This window comes from Maribacter arcticus, from assembly GCF_900167935.1.
Lineage (GTDB): Bacteria > Bacteroidota > Bacteroidia > Flavobacteriales > Flavobacteriaceae > Maribacter > Maribacter arcticus.
This window is the reverse complement of sequence record NZ_FUYL01000014.1, coordinates 85073-102984: the sequence shown is the minus strand read 5'-3', so window position 1 is coordinate 102984 and position 17912 is coordinate 85073. Positions and strand designations below refer to the sequence as shown.

At 36.3% G+C, this 17912-nt stretch carries 12 protein-coding genes and 3 tRNA genes; 1 reads left to right on the top strand and 14 read right to left on the bottom strand.

Annotated features, from left to right (window positions below; all coding sequences use genetic code 11):
- A partial coding sequence (locus B5X55_RS18415) for a gliding motility-associated C-terminal domain-containing protein (protein ID WP_200811638.1) occupies positions 1 to 2580 on the bottom strand: 2580 nt, incomplete at its 3' end.
- A gap of 379 nt (positions 2581 to 2959) precedes the next feature.
- Between B5X55_RS18415 and B5X55_RS18410 the strand changes: the two genes are divergently transcribed.
- Complete coding sequence (locus B5X55_RS18410) at positions 2960 to 4549, top strand: peptide chain release factor 3 (protein WP_079514651.1); 1590 nt, start codon at positions 2960 to 2962, stop codon at positions 4547 to 4549.
- 33 nt (positions 4550 to 4582) lie between these two features.
- Here the strand turns inward: B5X55_RS18410 and B5X55_RS18405 are convergent, their stop codons facing one another.
- The 13 genes from B5X55_RS18405 to B5X55_RS18345 form a co-directional block, all read right to left on the bottom strand.
- Positions 4583 to 4897: a DUF3467 domain-containing protein gene (locus B5X55_RS18405; protein ID WP_079514649.1), complete on the bottom strand. Its 315-nt coding sequence runs from the start codon at positions 4895 to 4897 to the stop codon at positions 4583 to 4585.
- Positions 4898 to 4952: 55 nt separating this feature from the next.
- Positions 4953 to 9251 carry a DNA-directed RNA polymerase subunit beta' gene (gene rpoC, locus B5X55_RS18400; RefSeq protein WP_079514647.1) on the bottom strand — a complete coding sequence of 1433 codons (4299 nt, stop codon included), beginning with the start codon at positions 9249 to 9251 and terminating at the stop codon, positions 4953 to 4955.
- Positions 9252 to 9312: 61 nt separating this feature from the next.
- Positions 9313 to 13122 carry a DNA-directed RNA polymerase subunit beta gene (gene rpoB, locus B5X55_RS18395; RefSeq protein WP_079514645.1) on the bottom strand — a complete coding sequence of 1270 codons (3810 nt, stop codon included), beginning with the start codon at positions 13120 to 13122 and terminating at the stop codon, positions 9313 to 9315.
- 132 nt (positions 13123 to 13254) lie between these two features.
- The gene (gene rplL / locus B5X55_RS18390) at positions 13255 to 13632 is read right to left on the bottom strand and encodes a 50S ribosomal protein L7/L12 (RefSeq protein ID WP_079514643.1); all 378 of its coding nucleotides are present in this window, start codon (positions 13630 to 13632) and stop codon (positions 13255 to 13257) included.
- Between the two features lie 51 nt (positions 13633 to 13683).
- Positions 13684 to 14199 carry a 50S ribosomal protein L10 gene (rplJ, locus tag B5X55_RS18385; protein WP_079514641.1) on the bottom strand — a complete coding sequence of 172 codons (516 nt, stop codon included), beginning with the start codon at positions 14197 to 14199 and terminating at the stop codon, positions 13684 to 13686.
- Between the two features lie 26 nt (positions 14200 to 14225).
- Positions 14226 to 14915: a 50S ribosomal protein L1 gene (gene rplA / locus B5X55_RS18380; protein WP_079514639.1), complete on the bottom strand. Its 690-nt coding sequence runs from the start codon at positions 14913 to 14915 to the stop codon at positions 14226 to 14228.
- A gap of 18 nt (positions 14916 to 14933) precedes the next feature.
- Positions 14934 to 15371, bottom strand: coding sequence for a 50S ribosomal protein L11 (gene rplK, locus B5X55_RS18375; protein WP_027067854.1), 438 nt, complete (start codon positions 15369 to 15371; stop codon positions 14934 to 14936).
- A gap of 71 nt (positions 15372 to 15442) precedes the next feature.
- Positions 15443 to 15994, bottom strand: a complete 552-nt coding sequence (gene nusG / locus B5X55_RS18370; RefSeq protein WP_079514637.1) for a transcription termination/antitermination protein NusG — start codon at positions 15992 to 15994, stop codon at positions 15443 to 15445.
- Between the two features lie 8 nt (positions 15995 to 16002).
- On the bottom strand, positions 16003 to 16191 hold the full coding sequence (gene secE / locus B5X55_RS18365) for a preprotein translocase subunit SecE (RefSeq protein WP_079514635.1): 189 nt from the start codon (positions 16189 to 16191) through the stop codon (positions 16003 to 16005).
- Positions 16192 to 16245: 54 nt separating this feature from the next.
- Positions 16246 to 16321: transfer RNA gene (locus B5X55_RS18360), tRNA-Trp, on the bottom strand.
- Between the two features lie 96 nt (positions 16322 to 16417).
- Positions 16418 to 17605, bottom strand: a complete 1188-nt coding sequence (gene tuf, locus B5X55_RS18355; protein WP_079514633.1) for an elongation factor Tu — start codon at positions 17603 to 17605, stop codon at positions 16418 to 16420.
- 55 nt (positions 17606 to 17660) lie between these two features.
- Positions 17661 to 17732 (bottom strand) — tRNA-Thr (locus B5X55_RS18350).
- 73 nt (positions 17733 to 17805) lie between these two features.
- Positions 17806 to 17878: transfer RNA gene (locus B5X55_RS18345), tRNA-Gly, on the bottom strand.
- Between the last annotated feature and the right edge of the window lie 34 nt (positions 17879 to 17912).

Sequence of the window (17912 nt, the reverse complement as noted above, 5' to 3'; positions counted from 1 at the left end):
AATTCCGTTAGATGGTTCTGTCAATGTCAACGTACCATCGCTCGGGATTCCAAAATCATTATCTAAAATAGCTACATCTATTCGTGTATCTATCGGTGTGGTGACAACATCATCTATAACATCCAAATCTTCAATATTACCACTGTCTGGATCAAGATAGTCTGGGGTTCCATCGTTATCCGTATCATCATTGGTAGGGTCGCCATCATTATTAGCATCTTCATCGGGAGTATCGATTCCGTCGCCGTCATCGTCAAGGTCTCTGTAGTTCACGTCCTCCGTACCATCGGTATCAGGTAGGTCGTTGGCAGGATTGTCGATCTCATCATTTACATCGAAGCCGTCGTTAATATTAGAACCTTCGTAACCATCGTCAAGTCCATCTCCATCTGTATCGATTCCCGTAAAGTTCTGATTAGGAATACCGTCATAATTAAAATCGTTTCCTTCATTATTATCAGGAACCAAATCGTTGTCACTGTCATCATCCAGGTAATCTACATTATCTGTGCCGTCGGTGTTTACAGGTGTAAGTCCCGAAGGATAGGCACTGTTGACACCATCGTTAGATGCATACGTCGCCGCGTCATCTTCGTTTGGAGCTATATAACCCGAAGTAGTTTGGGCTTCAACATTATCCGGTATACCATCGTTGTCACTATCGATATCAAGGTGGTTCGGTATACCATCATTGTCCGAATCTAATGAATCGGTCAATGGGTCGTTGTCCCCATCAATATTCAGATCTTCTACTGTGTCTAAAATACCATCATTATCATCATCAAGGTCTGCGCTGTCAGGCACACCATCTCTATCGGTATCAGTACCTTGGTCTGGATCAAGATAGTCTGGGGTTCCATCATTGTCCGTATCATCATTGGTAGGGTCGTCATCATTATTGGCATCTTCATCGGGAGTATCGATTCCGTCGCCGTCATCGTCAAGATCTCTATAGTTAACATCCTCCGTACCATCGGTATCGGGTAGGTCGTTTGCAGGGTCGTTAATCTCATCATTTACATCGAAGCCGTCGTTAATATTAGAACCTTCGTAACCATCGTCAAGTCCATCTCCATCTGTATCGATTCCCATAAAGTTCTGATCAGGAATACCGTCGAAATTAAAATCATTGCCTTCATTATTATCAAGAACCAAATCATTGTCACTGTCATCGTCAAGGTAATCTAAATTATCTGTGCCGTCGGTGTTCACAGGGTTCAAACCTTCAAAATCACCATTTTCATAGGCATTATCCAAGCCATCATTATCATTATCTCCTCCGGTTGGCGCTAAATAATCATTTGTAGATTGAGCTTCAACATTATCAGGGATTCCATCATTATCAGAATCAATATCCAATCTATCAGGAATTCCATCCCTATCAGAATCTACATCTTCGCTAAATGTAATAGTTTGTGGATTATCAAAATTTTCTAAACATGAAAATTGAATTCCTGATTGTCTTACAACAGTAGAAAAATTATCTGATGATAATGTCTGCACACCAAATCTAAAAACAAAGCTCGAAAGATTAAGAAATTCTACTGCAAGATTTACAGAAGGGTTTTGATTTGAAATACCAGTATACTCTTTCACTCCCCCATTTATCAAAAGCCCACCAGAAGTATTATTCACTATAACTTCCGTAGGGGAATTTAACGTGAAACTAGCTGGAGTGTCAAATCGATTAAACTCTTGATAATTAGGATTACCATCAACATCAATAAAATTTGCAATAACTTCAGGGATCGAAATTGGTTTCGAAGTTTTAGTTTCAACAAATGATATTCTTAAATCCACATAAGGTCTTCGAACTTCATCGGAAAATTCAAATTGAATTTCCGGTTTAAAAAATTGACTATCAACATTATTCTGATCTAGAATATCAATTCTAGCATTCAAAATTTTATCAACTGAAATTAACGCATCAATTCCTAGATATACACTGTTTATCCTATATATAGAACCTTCAGAAAATTGCATACCGAACTCAAGTAATGGTTCAGCACTAAAATCTAAATGAGCAATCCGGTCACACAGCAATTCAGTTCCTAAACTACTTGATTCATTTTGGTCTAGAATGCCATCATTATCTGAGTCGATATCCAAATAGTCCGAAATAGTATCGCCTTCAGTATCAATTGGTGTAATTCCTTCACTAGATCCAGGTGAATTTTCATAACAATCATCCAATCCATTCTTATCAACATCAACATTGGATGGAGCTAAATAGGTTTGTGGATTTTGTGCTTCAATATTATCTATAAGACCATCATTATCCGAATCAAAATCTAAATAATCCGGAACTTTATCTCCATCGGTATCCGTTGGATTTGTTGTGTGATTATAGTCCCCATCTAAATTCTTATCCTCATTAGAATCTATTATTCCATCACCATCATCATCAATATCAATTGAATCCAAAACCCCATCACCATCTGTATCTATAGTATACAGACTTGATAAATCGGATTCTAAATTGTTAATAGAAGCAAAGGAAAACGTTAAGAATAGTGTTGCTAAAAGAACGTAGCCTTTCAACGAAAAAAAGTAACGTAATGTCAAAGTAATTTTACCCATAAGTGTTAGTATTTTACTAATCACCATGGCACGGTAGTACTAGGTTCTTTTAAGAAAGTGGGGCTGTCTTAATAAACACTGTGCTAAGATATATTATAAATTATTCAACTCAAATTGTTTTTCGTTCAACCATCAAATTCACTAGATAATTAACCTAAATCTTAGCTCAATTACTAATGCTTGGCAAAATTCACACTCTAATTACGATGATATTAAACAAAAAGACTATTCAAAATAATAAATAAATTATCAAAATTTTAAACTAGACTATAAAACATGGTATAATCCTAATAAAATAAAACTTACCATTATAGGTTTTCATTAATTAAACTTAAAGGTTAAGAATTCAATTTATATTACTTTTGCACAAATATTCTACATGACTTTTAAGCAAGAAATAGCGCGAAGAAGAACCTTTGGCATAATATCTCACCCTGATGCCGGAAAGACCACATTAACAGAGAAATTATTACTTTTTGGAGGTGCAATTCAGGAAGCTGGAGCCGTTAAAAACAATAAAATAAAAAAATCGGCTACAAGTGACTTTATGGAGATTGAAAGACAGAGAGGAATTTCTGTAGCAACTTCTGTACTTGCATTTATTTATAAGAATAAAAAAATCAATATACTAGACACCCCTGGGCATAAAGATTTTGCAGAAGATACTTTTAGAACTTTGACCGCAGTAGACAGTGTCATTGTGGTTATTGATGTTGCTAAAGGTGTCGAAGAGCAGACCGTTAAATTAGTAGAGGTCTGCAGAATGCGAAAAATTCCTATGTTGGTATTCATCAATAAAATGGACAGAGAAGGGCAAGATGCCTTTGACCTTTTAGATGAATTGGAACAAAAATTAGGTCTTTCGGTAACACCTTTAAGCTTCCCTATTGGAATGGGATATGATTTTAAAGGCATTTATAACATATTTGAAAAAAACATTAATCTTTTTAGTGGAGACAGCAAAAAGAACATCGAACAAACCATTGCATTTGATGATGTAACCAATCCTGAATTGGATAAAATAATAGGAAACAAGGCAGCAACCGAATTAAGGGAAAATTTAGAATTGGTTTGGGGCGTCTATCCTGAATTTGATAAAGAGTTATACTTAAAGGGGGACCAACAACCTGTTTTCTTTGGATCTGCATTGAACAATTTTGGAGTAAGAGAGCTATTGGATTGTTTTATACAAATTGCTCCTACCCCACGCTCTAAAAATGCAGAAGAACGGTTAGTAGAAGCTAATGAAAAAGACATGACCGGTTTTGTGTTTAAAATTCATGCTAATATGGATCCAAAACATAGAGATCGTTTAGCATTTATAAAAATAGTATCAGGAACTTTTGAGCGTAACAAACCTTATTTACATGTACGTCAAGGAAAAAATCTAAAATTCTCTAGTCCGAATGCATTTTTCGCAGAAAAGAAAGAAATTGTTGATATTTCATACCCTGGTGATATTGTAGGTCTACATGATACTGGTAACTTTAAAATTGGTGATACCCTTACCGAAGGAGAAATTTTACATTATAAAGGTATACCTAGTTTCTCTCCTGAACACTTTAGGTATATTAATAATGCCGATCCGATGAAATCAAAACAGTTGAACAAAGGTATTGACCAGCTAATGGACGAAGGTGTTGCACAATTATTTACCTTAGAATTAAATGGCAGAAAGGTTATTGGAACGGTTGGCGCATTACAATTTGAGGTTATACAGTACAGACTTGAACATGAATATGGGGCAAAGTGTAGCTACGAAAATTTCAATGTATACAAAGCATGCTGGGTAGGGAACGAAAATAGAAAAACCGAAGAATTCAAAGAATTTGAACGCGTAAAACAAAAATTCTTAGCGAAAGACAAAAGAGGACAATTGGTGTTTTTGGCAGATTCTCAATTCTCTCTACAAATGACTCAACAAAAATACCCTTTAGTAAAACTTCATTTTACTTCTGAGTTTGAATAAAAAAAGCCCAACTTTTAAAAGTTGGGCTTTTTTTTAAGCTTCTCCTGTCGGACCAAAATTCATTGGTATCGAAGGTTGTTCATAATCTTTAATTGTACCATGAGCTTTTTCAAAACGTTGAACATTATCATTCAAGGCTTTTAAAAACTTCTTAGCATGTTGTGGAGTCAAAATTATTCTACTCTTCACTTTTGCCTTTGGAGCACCGGGCATCATACTAATAAAATCCACCACAAACTCTGATACTGAATGATTAATTATAGCTAGATTAGAATAAATTCCCTCCGCCATTTTTTCATCCAATTCTATGTTAATTTGCTTTTGATTCGGATTTTTATTGTCACTCATATTATATCAATTATAAAAAATAACCCTCAAATTAAATTTGAGGGTTATAATCATATTAAAATCTTAAGGCCTCTTTTCTGGCCATTATCTCATCATATTCTTCTTTGGATCCAACGATAATGCTGTCGTAGTCTCTCATTCCCGTACCAGCCGGAATCTTATGACCGACAATTACATTCTCTTTAAGACCTTCTAACGTATCAATTTTACCACTTACGGCAGCTTCGTTCAACACCTTAGTCGTTTCTTGGAAAGATGCAGCGGAAATAAATGACTTCGTCTGTAAAGATGCTCTTGTGATACCCTGTAAAATTGGGGTCGCAGTTGCAGATACAGCATCACGTGCTTCTACTAAAGCTTTATCACCACGTCTTAGTAAAGAATTTTCATCTCTAAGTTCACGAGGAGTAACAATTTGTCCTGGTTTAAGATTGTCAGAATCGCCAGCTTCCATTACCACTTTCTTTCCGAAGATATCGTCATTCTCTTTGATGAAATCATCTTTATGAATAAGTTGGTTTTCTAAGAAGATAGTATCACCTGGATCCTGAATTCTTACCTTTCTCATCATTTGTCTTACAACAACTTCAAAGTGCTTATCGTTAATCTTAACTCCTTGTAATCTATATACTTCTTGAACCTCATTAACTAAGTACTGTTGTACTGCTGATGGGCCTTTGATAGATAAGATATCTTCTGGAGTAATTGAACCATCAGACAAAGGCATTCCAGCTCTTACATAATCGTTCTCTTGAACTAGAATCTGGTTAGAAAGTTTTACAAGATATTTCTTCACTTCACCTAATTTAGATTCAATGATAATTTCTCTATTACCTCTCTTGATTTTACCAAATGAAACTACACCATCAATCTCAGAAACAACCGCTGGGTTAGAAGGATTTCTAGCTTCGAATAATTCGGTAACTCTTGGAAGACCACCAGTAATATCACCCGCTTTCGCAGATTTACGTGGTATTTTAACCAAAATCTTACCTTCCTTAATCTTATCTCCATCATCTACCATGATGTGTGAACCAACAGGTAAATTATAAGAACGCAATGTTTCACCTTTTGAATCTTGAATCAATAAAGTTGGAATCAACTTCTTATTTCTAGATTCTGAAATTACTTTTTCTTGGAAACCAGTTTGCTCATCAATTTCAACTTGGTAAGTTACACCTTGTTCAATATTTTCATAAGCAATTTTACCTGGGAATTCAGAAACTATAACACCGTTATATGGATCCCATGAACAGATTACATCTCCTCTAGTAACCTTAGCTCCGTTATCCACAAATAATTGCGAACCATAAGGAATATTATTTGTACTTAAGGTAATTCCTGTTTTAGCATCTACTACCTTAATTTCACTTGTTCTTGAAATAACAATTTCAGCAGGTTTACCATCTAATCCTTCACCTCTAACAGTTCTCAAATCTTCAATTTCAGCAACTCCTGAAAATTTTACTTCTAATTTGTTATCTTCTGAAATGTTACCTGCAATACCACCCACGTGGAAAGTTCTTAATGTAAGTTGCGTACCTGGCTCACCAATAGACTGAGCAGCAACAACACCAACAGCTTCACCTCTTTGTACCATTTTATTGGTAGAAAGGTTTCTTCCGTAACATTTAGCACAGATTCCTTTTTCAGCTTCACATGTAAGAGCAGATCGAACTTCTACTTTTTCAATTGGAGAAGCTTCAATCTTCTTCACATCAGATTCCATTATCTGTTGACCTGAAGTAAGAAGTAATTCTTCGGTCATTGGGTTATATACATCATGTAATGATACACGACCTAAAATTCTTTCCCCAAGACTTTCAACAATCTCTTCATTCTTCTTAAGTGCCTGAACTTCGACACCTCTTAATGTTTCACAATCTTCTGTATTGATAATAACATCTTGCGAAACATCAACCAATCTTCTAGTCAAGTAACCTGCATCTGCCGTTTTCAGAGCAGTATCCGCAAGTCCTTTACGCGCACCGTGAGTTGAGATAAAGTACTCCAAAATGGATAAACCTTCCTTAAAGTTAGAAAGGATAGGGTTTTCAATAATTTCCCCACCACCTGCAGTAGATTTTTTAGGCTTGGCCATCAAACCACGCATACCTGTTAACTGACGAATTTGCTCTTTAGAACCCCTTGCACCAGAATCAAGCATCATATATACCGAGTTGAATCCTTGTTGATCTTCACGTATACGCTTCATTGCCAATTCAGTCAATTGTGCGTTCGTAGAAGTCCAAACATCAATTACTTGATTATACCGCTCATTGTTAGTAATCAGACCCATGTTATAATTGGCCTTAATTCCATCAACTTGTAAGTTAGCTTCAGCAATCATCTCATGTTTCTCTGGCGGAATAATAATATCTCCCAAACTAAAGGATAATCCGCCTTTAAATGCGAAATCATACCCCATTGTTTTAATCTTATCCAAGAAGTCAGCTGTTGTAGGCACATCAGTTACACTTAATATACCACCAATAATATCACGAAGTGATTTCTTGTTCAATACATCATTAATGTAACCAGCAGCTTCCGGCACCTCCATGTTAAACAATACCCTTCCAACTGTAGTTGGAATAATCTTGTAAACCAATTCTCCTTCTTCATTAAAATCTTTCGCCCTTACTTTGATACCAGCATTCAAATCAACCATTCCTTCATTGAAAGCTATCTCTACCTCTTCATATGAATAAAATGTAATCCCTTCACCTTTAACAATAAGTTCTGGAGTTGATTTTCTTTCTTTGGTCATATAATACAGACCCAAAACCATATCCTGAGAAGGTACCGTAATCGGTGAACCGTTAGCTGGGTTCAAAATATTATGTGAAGCCAACATTAATAATTGGCATTCTAGAATTGCTTCTGGTCCTAAAGGAAGGTGAACTGCCATCTGATCACCATCAAAATCGGCGTTAAATGCAGTACACACTAACGGGTGCAAACGTATAGCCTTACCTTCAATTAGTTTTGGCTGGAACGCTTGAATACCCAAACGGTGAAGTGTAGGAGCCCTGTTCAACATTACAGGATGTCCTTTCAAAACATTCTCTAAAATATCCCAAACTACAGGCTCTTTTTTATCTATTATTTTTTTAGCTGATTTTACCGTCTTAACAATACCTCTTTCAATCAATTTTCTGATTACAAAAGGCTTGTATAATTCAGCTGCCATATCCTTTGGAAGTCCACATTCGAACAACCTCATTTCTGGACCTACAACAATTACCGAACGTGCGGAATAATCAACACGCTTACCTAATAAGTTTTGACGGAAACGACCCTGCTTTCCTTTCAATGAATCTGAAAGAGATTTCAATGGTCTATTCGATTCTGTCTTAACAGCAGATGCTTTTCTTGTATTATCAAATAAAGAATCTACAGCTTCTTGAAGCATACGTTTTTCATTACGTAAAATTACTTCTGGAGCTTTTATTTCTACTAATCTCTTAAGACGGTTATTTCTAATGATTACCCTTCTGTAAAGATCATTTAAATCTGAAGTTGCAAAACGACCACCATCTAATGGAACTAATGGACGTAATTCTGGTGGAATAACCGGAATTACCTTCATAATCATCCACTCTGGCTCATTTTCTCTATTCTCTTGAGATTCCCTAAGAGCTTCAACTACCTGTAAACGCTTTAAAGCTTCAGTTTTACGTTGCTTTGAAGTTTCAGTATTTGCTTTATGTCTTAGTTCAAAAGAAAGTTCTTTTAGATTAATTCTTCCTAACAAATCAATTAAGCATTCTGCTCCCATCTTAGCGATGAACTTATTAGGGTCAGAATCCTCCAGATATTGATTTTCTTGAGGAATGGTTTCTAAAATATTCAAGTATTCTTCCTCAGTTAAGAAATCCATTTTTTGAACTTCCTCTCCTTCAGGACCTTTAGCTACACCTGGTTGTATTACCACATAACGTTCGTAGTAAATAATCATATCCAATTTCTTGGATGGTAAGCCTAAAAGGTACCCTATCTTGTTAGGTAAAGAACGGAAATACCAGATATGAGCTACTGGTACTACCAAATTAATATGCCCTACGCGGTCTCTTCTTACTTTTTTCTCAGTAACCTCAACACCACAACGGTCACAAACGATACCTCGGTAACGAATACGTTTATATTTACCACAAGCACATTCGTAATCCTTTACAGGACCAAAAATTCGCTCACAGAACAAACCATCACGTTCTGGCTTGTGAGTTCTATAATTTATTGTTTCAGGCTTTAAAACTTCTCCTCTAGATTCTGCCAAAATTGATTCTGGCGAAGCTAATCCTATTGAAATTTTATCGAACCTTTTTATTGGGTTATTATCTTTTATTCTTGCCATAATAGCGTGCTGATAATGTTTTAATTTGTTTTACTTAATAGTCTTCAATATAAATATTGAACTATTCCTCAAGTCTAATATCCAAACCTAATCCCTTAAGTTCGTGCATTAAAACGTTGAAAGATTCTGGTAAACCAGGTTCTGGCATAGTTTCACCTTTTACGATAGATTCATAGGTTTTAGCTCTTCCGATAACATCATCAGATTTAACCGTTAAAATCTCACGTAAAGTTGCCGATGCACCATATGCTTCAAGTGCCCAAACTTCCATCTCTCCAAAACGTTGACCACCAAATTGAGCTTTACCACCCAATGGTTGTTGTGTAATTAAAGAATATGGTCCTATTGAACGAGCGTGCATCTTATCATCTACCATGTGACCAAGTTTCAACATATAAATCACACCAACAGTAGCTGGTTGATCAAAACGTTGTCCTGTTCCACCATCGAATAAGTATGTATGTCCAAATCTTGGAATACCTGCTTCATCAGTGTAGGCATTAATTTGGTCTAAAGTTGCACCATCAAAAATTGGTGTTGCAAATTTCTTACCTAATTTAAGTCCTGCCCAGCCTAATACAGTTTCATAAATCTGTCCGATGTTCATACGAGATGGTACACCTAATGGATTCAAAACGATATCTACAGGAGTTCCATCTTCTAAGAACGGCATATCTTCATGACGCACTATTCTAGAAACGATACCCTTGTTACCATGTCTACCGGCCATTTTATCACCAACTTTTAGTTTACGTTTTTTAGCTACATAAACTTTAGCAAGCTTCATAATACCTGCTGGCAATTCATCTCCTACAGAAATTGTAAACTTATCTCTTCTCAAGTTACCCTGTAAATCGTTAAGTTTAATCTTATAGTTGTGAAGTAAATCAGCAACCAATGTATTTGTATCGTTATCTGTAGTCCAGCTTCCGCCAACTAAATGAGCGAAATCATCTACAGAATTTAACATTTTCATGGTATACTTTTTACCCTTAGGTAAAACCTCTTCTCCTAGATCATTAAGTACACCTTGTGAAGTTTTACCATTAACTATGGTAAATAATTTTTCAACAAGTACATCTTTTAATTCTTGGAACTTTACTTCGTATTCCAATTCAAGTTTAGAAAGATCTTCCTTATCTTCAGAACGTTTTCTCTTATCCTTTACAGATCTAGAGAACAATTTCTTCTCGATTACAACACCTCTCAATGAAGGCGATGCTTTTAAAGATGCATCCTTAACATCACCAGCTTTGTCACCAAAGATGGCACGTAATAACTTTTCTTCGGGTGTTGGATCAGATTCACCTTTTGGTGTAATCTTACCTATAAGAATATCGCCAGGTTTAACCTCGGCACCTATTCTAATCATACCATTTTCATCAAGGTCTTTAGTTGCCTCTTCTGAAACGTTTGGTATATCATGGGTAAGCTCTTCTGCTCCTAATTTTGTATCTCTAACTTCTAAAGAATATTCATCTACATGAATAGATGTGAAAATATCTTCACGAACAACTTTTTCAGAAATCACGATTGCATCCTCAAAGTTATATCCTTTCCATGGCATAAAAGCTACGGTTAAGTTTCTACCTAAAGCTAATTCGCCTTTTTCAGTTGCATAACCCTCACACAAAACCTGACCTTTCTTAACTCTATCGCCTCTTTTTACAATTGGCTTTAGGTTAATATTGGTTCCTTGGTTGGTTTTTCTAAATTTCACCAAGAAATAAGTTTTCTCATCCTCTTCAAAACTGATTAATCTTTCCTCATCAGTTCTATCATACTTTATGGTAACCTTTTGAGCATCTACATACTCAATAACACCATCTCCTTCAGCATTAATTAACACTCTTGAATCAGAAGCAACTTGACGCTCCAATCCTGTACCAACAATCGGTGATTGTGGCTTCAATAAAGGCACAGCCTGACGCATCATGTTAGAACCCATCAATGCTCTGTTCGCATCATCATGTTCCAAGAATGGTATTAATGAAGCTGAAATTGAGGCAATTTGATTTGGTGCTACATCGGTATATTGAATATCTGATGGATCAACAACCGGGAAATCTCCTTCTTCTCTCGCAATAACTTTTTCAGCAGTTATCTTGCCATCTTCATTCATAGGAATGTTTGCTTGCGCAATTTTCATTCCTTCTTCCTCTTCAGCACTTAGATAAGTAAAGCTATTAATATCAACAACAGAATCAGTAACTTTTCTATATGGTGTTTCCAAAAAGCCCATTGGGTTCACTTTCGCAAAAACAGAAAGTGAAGAAATAAGTCCAATATTCGGACCCTCTGGAGTTTCAATAGGACATAAACGACCGTAGTGTGTGTAGTGAACATCACGTACCTCGAAACCAGCACGCTCTCTAGAAAGACCACCTGGCCCTAGAGCTGAAAGTCTTCTTTTGTGCGTTATCTCTGCTAATGGATTCGTTTGATCCATAAATTGAGATAGTTGATTTGTTCCAAAGAAAGAATTAATTACAGAAGACAATGTCTTCGCGTTAATCAAATCTATAGGTGTAAATACCTCATTATCACGAACATTCATACGCTCACGTATTGTTCTAGCCATACGAGCAAGACCAACACCGAACTGTGATGACAATTGTTCACCTACTGTTCTAACACGACGGTTAGAAAGGTGGTCAATATCATCAATCTCTGCTTTTGAGTTAATTAACTCAATTAAGTATTTTATAATAGTTATGATATCTTCTTTAGTCAAGACTTGCTTGTCCATTCCAATATCCAACTGTAATTTTTTATTCATTCTGTAACGACCAACTTCACCTAAGTTGTAACGTTGATCAGAGAAGAATAATTTATCAATTATTCCACGAGCCGTTTCCTCATCTGGCGGTTCAGCATTACGTAATTGACGGTAGATGTGCTCAACTGCTTCTTTTTCAGAATTTGTTGGATCCTTCTGTAAGGTATTATGAATAATTGCATAATCAGATTGCGCATTATTCTCTTTATGTAGAAGAATTGTTTTTACATCTGCATCTATTATCTCTGTAATATGTTCTTTCTCAAGAATAGTATCACGGTCAAGTACAATTTCATTACGCTCAATAGATACTACTTCACCAGTATCCTCATCTACAAAATCTTCATGCCACGTATTTAAAACTCTAGCAGCCAATTTGCGACCTAATACTTTTTTAAGTCCGGCATTAGAAACCTTAACCTCTTCAGAAAGATCAAATATTTCTAAAATATCCTTATCACGTTCAAAACCAATAGCCCTGAACAATGTAGTAACCGGTAATTTTTTCTTTCTATCGATATAAGCATACATTACGCCATTGATATCGGTAGCAAATTCTATCCAAGAACCTTTAAAAGGAATTACCCTAGCAGAATATAATTTTGTCCCATTTGCATGAAAAGACTGACCAAAGAAAACCCCTGGAGATCTATGCAACTGAGAAACCACAACTCTCTCTGCACCATTGATTACAAAAGTACCACTTGGAGTCATGTAAGGTATTGTACCCAAATACACATCTTGTACTATCGTCTCAAAATCCTCATGTTCCGGATCCGTACAATACAACTTTAAACGTGCTTTTAACGGTACGCTATATGTAAGACCACGCTCGATACATTCTTGAATAGAATATCTCGGTGGATCTATAAAATAATCTAAGAATTCCAATACAAACTGATTTCTTGTGTCAGTTATTGGAAAATTTTCCATGAAGGTATTATAAAGACCTTCATTACCTCTTTCATCTGATTTCGTCTCTAGTTGAAAAAAGTCTTGAAAAGATTTAATCTGAATATCCAAGAAATCCGGATAATCCGGTGTGTTTCTTGCGGAAGCAAAGCTTATTCTTTCAGTCTGATTTGTGAACATCTACGGACAGTGTTATGATCGTGAGTACTAAATGGGTTGTATACCTCTAAATATACCTAATTCTATAAAAAGGCTTAGGTCTAACCGCAAAAAGCGAAAAGACCTAAACCAAAAGTGATATGGTTGTTGCTATTATTTAAGCTCAACTTCTGCTCCAGCTTCTTCCAATGATTTTTTGATTCCCTCAGCTTCATCTTTAGAAACACCTTCTTTAACAGCTTTAGGTGCGCTATCAACAATATCCTTTGCATCTTTCAAGCCTAATCCAGTTAATTCTTTAACCAATTTAACAACTGCTAATTTAGAAGCACCTGCTGCTTTCAAAATTACGTCAAATTCAGTTTTTTCTTCAGCCGCTTCACCAGCTTCAGCACCACCACCAGCAGCTACTGCTACCGCCGCTGCTGCAGGCTCAATACCGTATTCATCTTTCAATATACCAGCTAACTCATTTACTTCTTTTACCGTAAGGTTAACTAATTTCTCTGCGAAATCTTTTAAATCTGCCATTTTCTATCGTTTAATAAAATTTTTAAAATATACTTAGTTTATAGTGCGTACTTATCTTTCAGATAATGTTTTAAGGATTCCGGCTAATTTACCACCGCCAGATTTAAGTCCTGAAATAACATTCTTAGCAGGAGATTGTAATAATCCAATAACCTCACCAATCATTTCTTCTTTAGACTTAATGCTAACTAAAGCATCCAAGTTTTCATCACCTATGTAAATTGCTTCTTGAACAAAAGCTCCTTTCAATAAAGGCTTTTTAGATTTTTTTCTAAAATTCTTTATCAATTTTGCAGGAGCATTGGCAACATCCGAAAACATTAAAGAGGTATTCCCCTTCAATACTTCAGGTAATTCGCCAAAATCTTTATCAGAAGCATCCATTGCTTTAGAAAGCAATGTATTCTTAACTACAGCCAATTTAATATTTGCCTTAAAGCAAGCTCTTCTTAAATCAGAAGTTGTACTCGCATCTAAGCCAGAGATATCTGCCAAATAGATGGTTGTACTATCTGCCAACTGCGTAGTCAAATCTTTTATAACCGTTGCTTTTTCTTCTCTTGTCATACTTATAATTTTTAACTAACAGTTTGTTAAACTGACTTTGGATCTAATTGCAAACTAGGACTCATTGTGCTCGACATGAAAATACTTTTCATATAAACACCTTTTGCCGCAGTTGGCTTCATCTTATTCAAAGTATCTAACAACTCTCTAGCGTTATCTGCTATTTTATCTGCAGAAAAAGAAGCTTTGCCTATCGCAGCATGTACGATACCAGTTTTATCAACTTTAAAATCTATTTTACCTGCCTTTACTTCAGATACAGCTTTAGCCACATCCATAGTCACAGTTCCTGTTTTTGGATTGGGCATTAAACCTCTTGGTCCTAATACACGACCTAAAGGACCTAATTTTCCCATTACACTTGGCATAGTGATGATAACATCAACATCTGTCCAACCGTTTTTTATTTTTTCCAAATACTCATCTAAACCAACATAGTCTGCACCCGCTTCTAGAGCTTCTGCTTCCTTATCTGGTGTTACCAAAGCCAAAACCTTAACATCTTTACCAGTTCCATGAGGTAATGTTACCACACCACGAACCATCTGATTTGCTTTTCTTGGATCTACACCCAAACGAACCGCTAAATCTACAGATGCGTCAAATTTTGTATTGGTTATCTCTTTAATTAAAGCTGAAGCTTCCGTAACAGAGTATAATCTATCTTTCTCTATTTTGGAGTGCGCTTCTTTTTGCTTCTTAGTCAACTTTGCCATTTAATTACTTTTAAGATTTTAAAAAGGTTTCTTTCCTGCTACCTTCATACCCATAGAACGTGCAGTACCTGCTATCATACTCATAGCCGATTCTACTGTAAATGCATTAAGGTCAACCATTTTATCTTCGGCTATTGCCTTGATTTGGTCCCAGGTAACACTACCTAATTTTACTCTGTTAGGTTCGCCAGATCCTTTCTTAATCTTAGCCGCTTCCAATAGCTGAATTGCCGCCGGTGGTGTTTTTACAACGAAGTCGAAAGACTTATCCTTGTAAACGGTGATAACAACTGGTAATATTTTACCTGGTTTATCCTGCGTACGAGCATTAAACTGCTTACAGAACTCCATTATGTTAACACCAGCAGCACCTAAGGCAGGTCCAACCGGTGGCGATGGATTCGCTGCACCTCCCTTAACTTGTAGTTTAACTACTTTACCTATTTCTTTTGCCATTGTTTAAAATTAAATTGAAAGTGTGTTTACGGAAGCAACACTACTTTAATATATGTATGTAACACTTATTCTTATACTTTCTCAACTTGCATGTAACTAAGCTCTAAAGGCGTCTTTCTTCCGAAAATCTTCACCATTACCTCAAGCTTACGTTTTTCTTCGTTAATCTTCTCGACAGTACCATTAAAACCGTTAAATGGACCATCAATTACCTTAACTGTTTCACCAAATACAAATGGAATCGCTACGCTATCTGTATTAATAGCAAGCTCATCTACTTTACCTAGCATTCTATTCACTTCATTTTTTCTTAAAGGAACCGGGTCTCCACCTTTAGTTTCCCCTAAAAATCCTATAACATTCGTTATAGAACGAATAATGTGAACCATTTCACCTCCCAGATTCGCTTTAATCATAATATAGCCAGGAAAATAAACTCTTTCTTTGTTTATTTTCTTGCCATTTCTAATTTGAACTACCTTTTCTGTAGGAACAAGAACATCTTCTAAATAGTCAGAAAAACCATGACGCTCTACTTCACTTTCAATGTATCCTTTGATTTTATTCTCTTGACCACTGACAGCCCTTACAACGTACCATTTTTTCTCTAATACTTCTGACATAGGTCCTACTAGTTTAAAACGGTGTTGAAATATAACTTAATCACTTTACTAAAAACCGTATCTACACCCCAAGTTGCTAAAGCAAAAATGATAGAAAACACAGCTACAATAACCATCAGGTTTGACGATTCTGCACGTGAAGGAAGAGTAACATTATTCCTTAACTCTTCAACGGATTCTTTTATATATGTAAACATTTTAGATTCTGTTTTACTATTTCAACAAAAGGATATTTCTTCCAAATTTTATTGTGGCACGGGAGGAGAGACTCGAACTCCCGACACCTGGTTTTGGAGACCAGTGCTCTACCAACTGAGCTACACCCGTATGAATAGTGATATAAAACCACCTATTCTTTTATTTGCATGTAAAGGTGTCCCGCTTGAGCAAGACACCCTTAAACACAATACTCTTTAGATTAAATTAATCTATAATCTTAGTTACCTGACCAGCACCTACTGTTCTACCACCTTCACGGATAGCGAAACGCAGACCTACGCTCAATGCGATTGGCTGAATCAACTCAACTGTAATTGTAAGGTTATCACCTGGCATTACCATTTCAACTCCTGAAGGAAGTGCAATGTTACCAGTAACGTCAGTTGTTCTTACGTAGAACTGAGGACGGTAGTTATTGTGAAATGGCGTGTGACGACCACCTTCTTCTTTTTTCAATACGTAAACTTCAGCTTCAAATTTAGCATGTGGCTTAACAGAACCTGGCTTACAGATTACCATACCACGAGTAATTTGTGACTTTTCAATACCCCTTAACAAGATACCTACGTTATCACCAGCTTCACCTCTATCCAAAATCTTACGGAACATCTCAACCCCAGTAACTGTAGAGTTTAATTTTTGAGCACCCATACCAATAATCTCAACTGCATCACCAGTGTTAGCGATACCAGTCTCGATACGACCAGTTGCAACAGTTCCACGACCAGTAATAGTAAATACATCTTCAACAGGCATTAAGAAAGGTTTCTCAACATCTCTTACAGGCAATTCGATCCAGCTATCAACAGCATCCATCAATTCCATTACCGTATCCACCCATTTTTGCTCACCGTTCAATGCACCTAATGCAGAACCAGCAATTACAGGTCCATTATCACCATCATACTCATAAAAAGAAAGCAATTCTCTTACTTCCATCTCAACAAGCTCGATCAATTCCTCATCATCAACCATATCCACTTTATTCATGAATACAACCATTCTAGGAATACCAACCTGGCGACCTAAAAGTATATGCTCACGAGTTTGAGGCATAGGACCATCTGTAGCGGCAACAACTAATATAGCACCATCCATTTGAGCAGCACCTGTAACCATGTTCTTTACGTAATCCGCGTGACCAGGACAGTCAACGTGAGCGTAATGACGATTAGCTGTAGAGTACTCTACGTGTGAAGTGTTAATAGTAATACCTCTTTCTTTTTCTTCAGGAGCGTTATCGATAGAATCGAAACTTCTCATTTCAGAAAGACCTGCATTTGCCAAAACAGTTGTAATAGCAGCAGTTAATGTAGTTTTACCGTGATCCACGTGTCCAATAGTACCTATATTTAAGTGCGGTTTGGAACGATCGAAAGTTTCCTTTGCCATGTTTAATGAATTTTAATCTTAGTTTATATTAGTGTACAAATTTATACCTTAATTGAGCCAATGACGAGAATTGAACTCGTGACCTCTTCCTTACCAAGGAAACGCTCTACCCCTGAGCTACACCGGCGTAAAGTGTCGAATCTATTTTTCTCAAAATAGATTCCTGCCTTCGCAGGGATGACATTACTGTCAAATTATAGAGCGGGAGACCGGGTTCGAACCGGCGACATTCAGCTTGGAAGGCTGACGCTCTACCAACTGAGCTACTCCCGCTTATAAAAATTACAATATTTCAATTTAAAGTTCC

What these genes read in the sequence shown, in the direction of transcription:
- B5X55_RS18410 (WP_079514651.1), top strand. Translation starts at nt 2,960, where the DNA reads ATGACTTTTAAGCAAGAAATAGCGCGAAGAAGAACCTTTGGCATAATA.
- B5X55_RS18405 (WP_079514649.1), bottom strand. Translation starts at nt 4,897, where the DNA reads ATGAGTGACAATAAAAATCCGAATCAAAAGCAAATTAACATAGAATTG.
- rpoC (WP_079514647.1), bottom strand. Translation starts at nt 9,251, where the DNA reads ATGGCAAGAATAAAAGATAATAACCCAATAAAAAGGTTCGATAAAATT.
- rpoB (WP_079514645.1), bottom strand. Translation starts at nt 13,122, where the DNA reads ATGTTCACAAATCAGACTGAAAGAATAAGCTTTGCTTCCGCAAGAAAC.
- rplL (WP_079514643.1), bottom strand. Translation starts at nt 13,632, where the DNA reads ATGGCAGATTTAAAAGATTTCGCAGAGAAATTAGTTAACCTTACGGTA.
- rplJ (WP_079514641.1), bottom strand. Translation starts at nt 14,199, where the DNA reads ATGACAAGAGAAGAAAAAGCAACGGTTATAAAAGATTTGACTACGCAG.
- rplA (WP_079514639.1), bottom strand. Translation starts at nt 14,915, where the DNA reads ATGGCAAAGTTGACTAAGAAGCAAAAAGAAGCGCACTCCAAAATAGAG.
- rplK (WP_027067854.1), bottom strand. Translation starts at nt 15,371, where the DNA reads ATGGCAAAAGAAATAGGTAAAGTAGTTAAACTACAAGTTAAGGGAGGT.
- nusG (WP_079514637.1), bottom strand. Translation starts at nt 15,994, where the DNA reads ATGTCAGAAGTATTAGAGAAAAAATGGTACGTTGTAAGGGCTGTCAGT.
- secE (WP_079514635.1), bottom strand. Translation starts at nt 16,191, where the DNA reads ATGTTTACATATATAAAAGAATCCGTTGAAGAGTTAAGGAATAATGTT.
- tuf (WP_079514633.1), bottom strand. Translation starts at nt 17,605, where the DNA reads ATGGCAAAGGAAACTTTCGATCGTTCCAAACCGCACTTAAATATAGGT.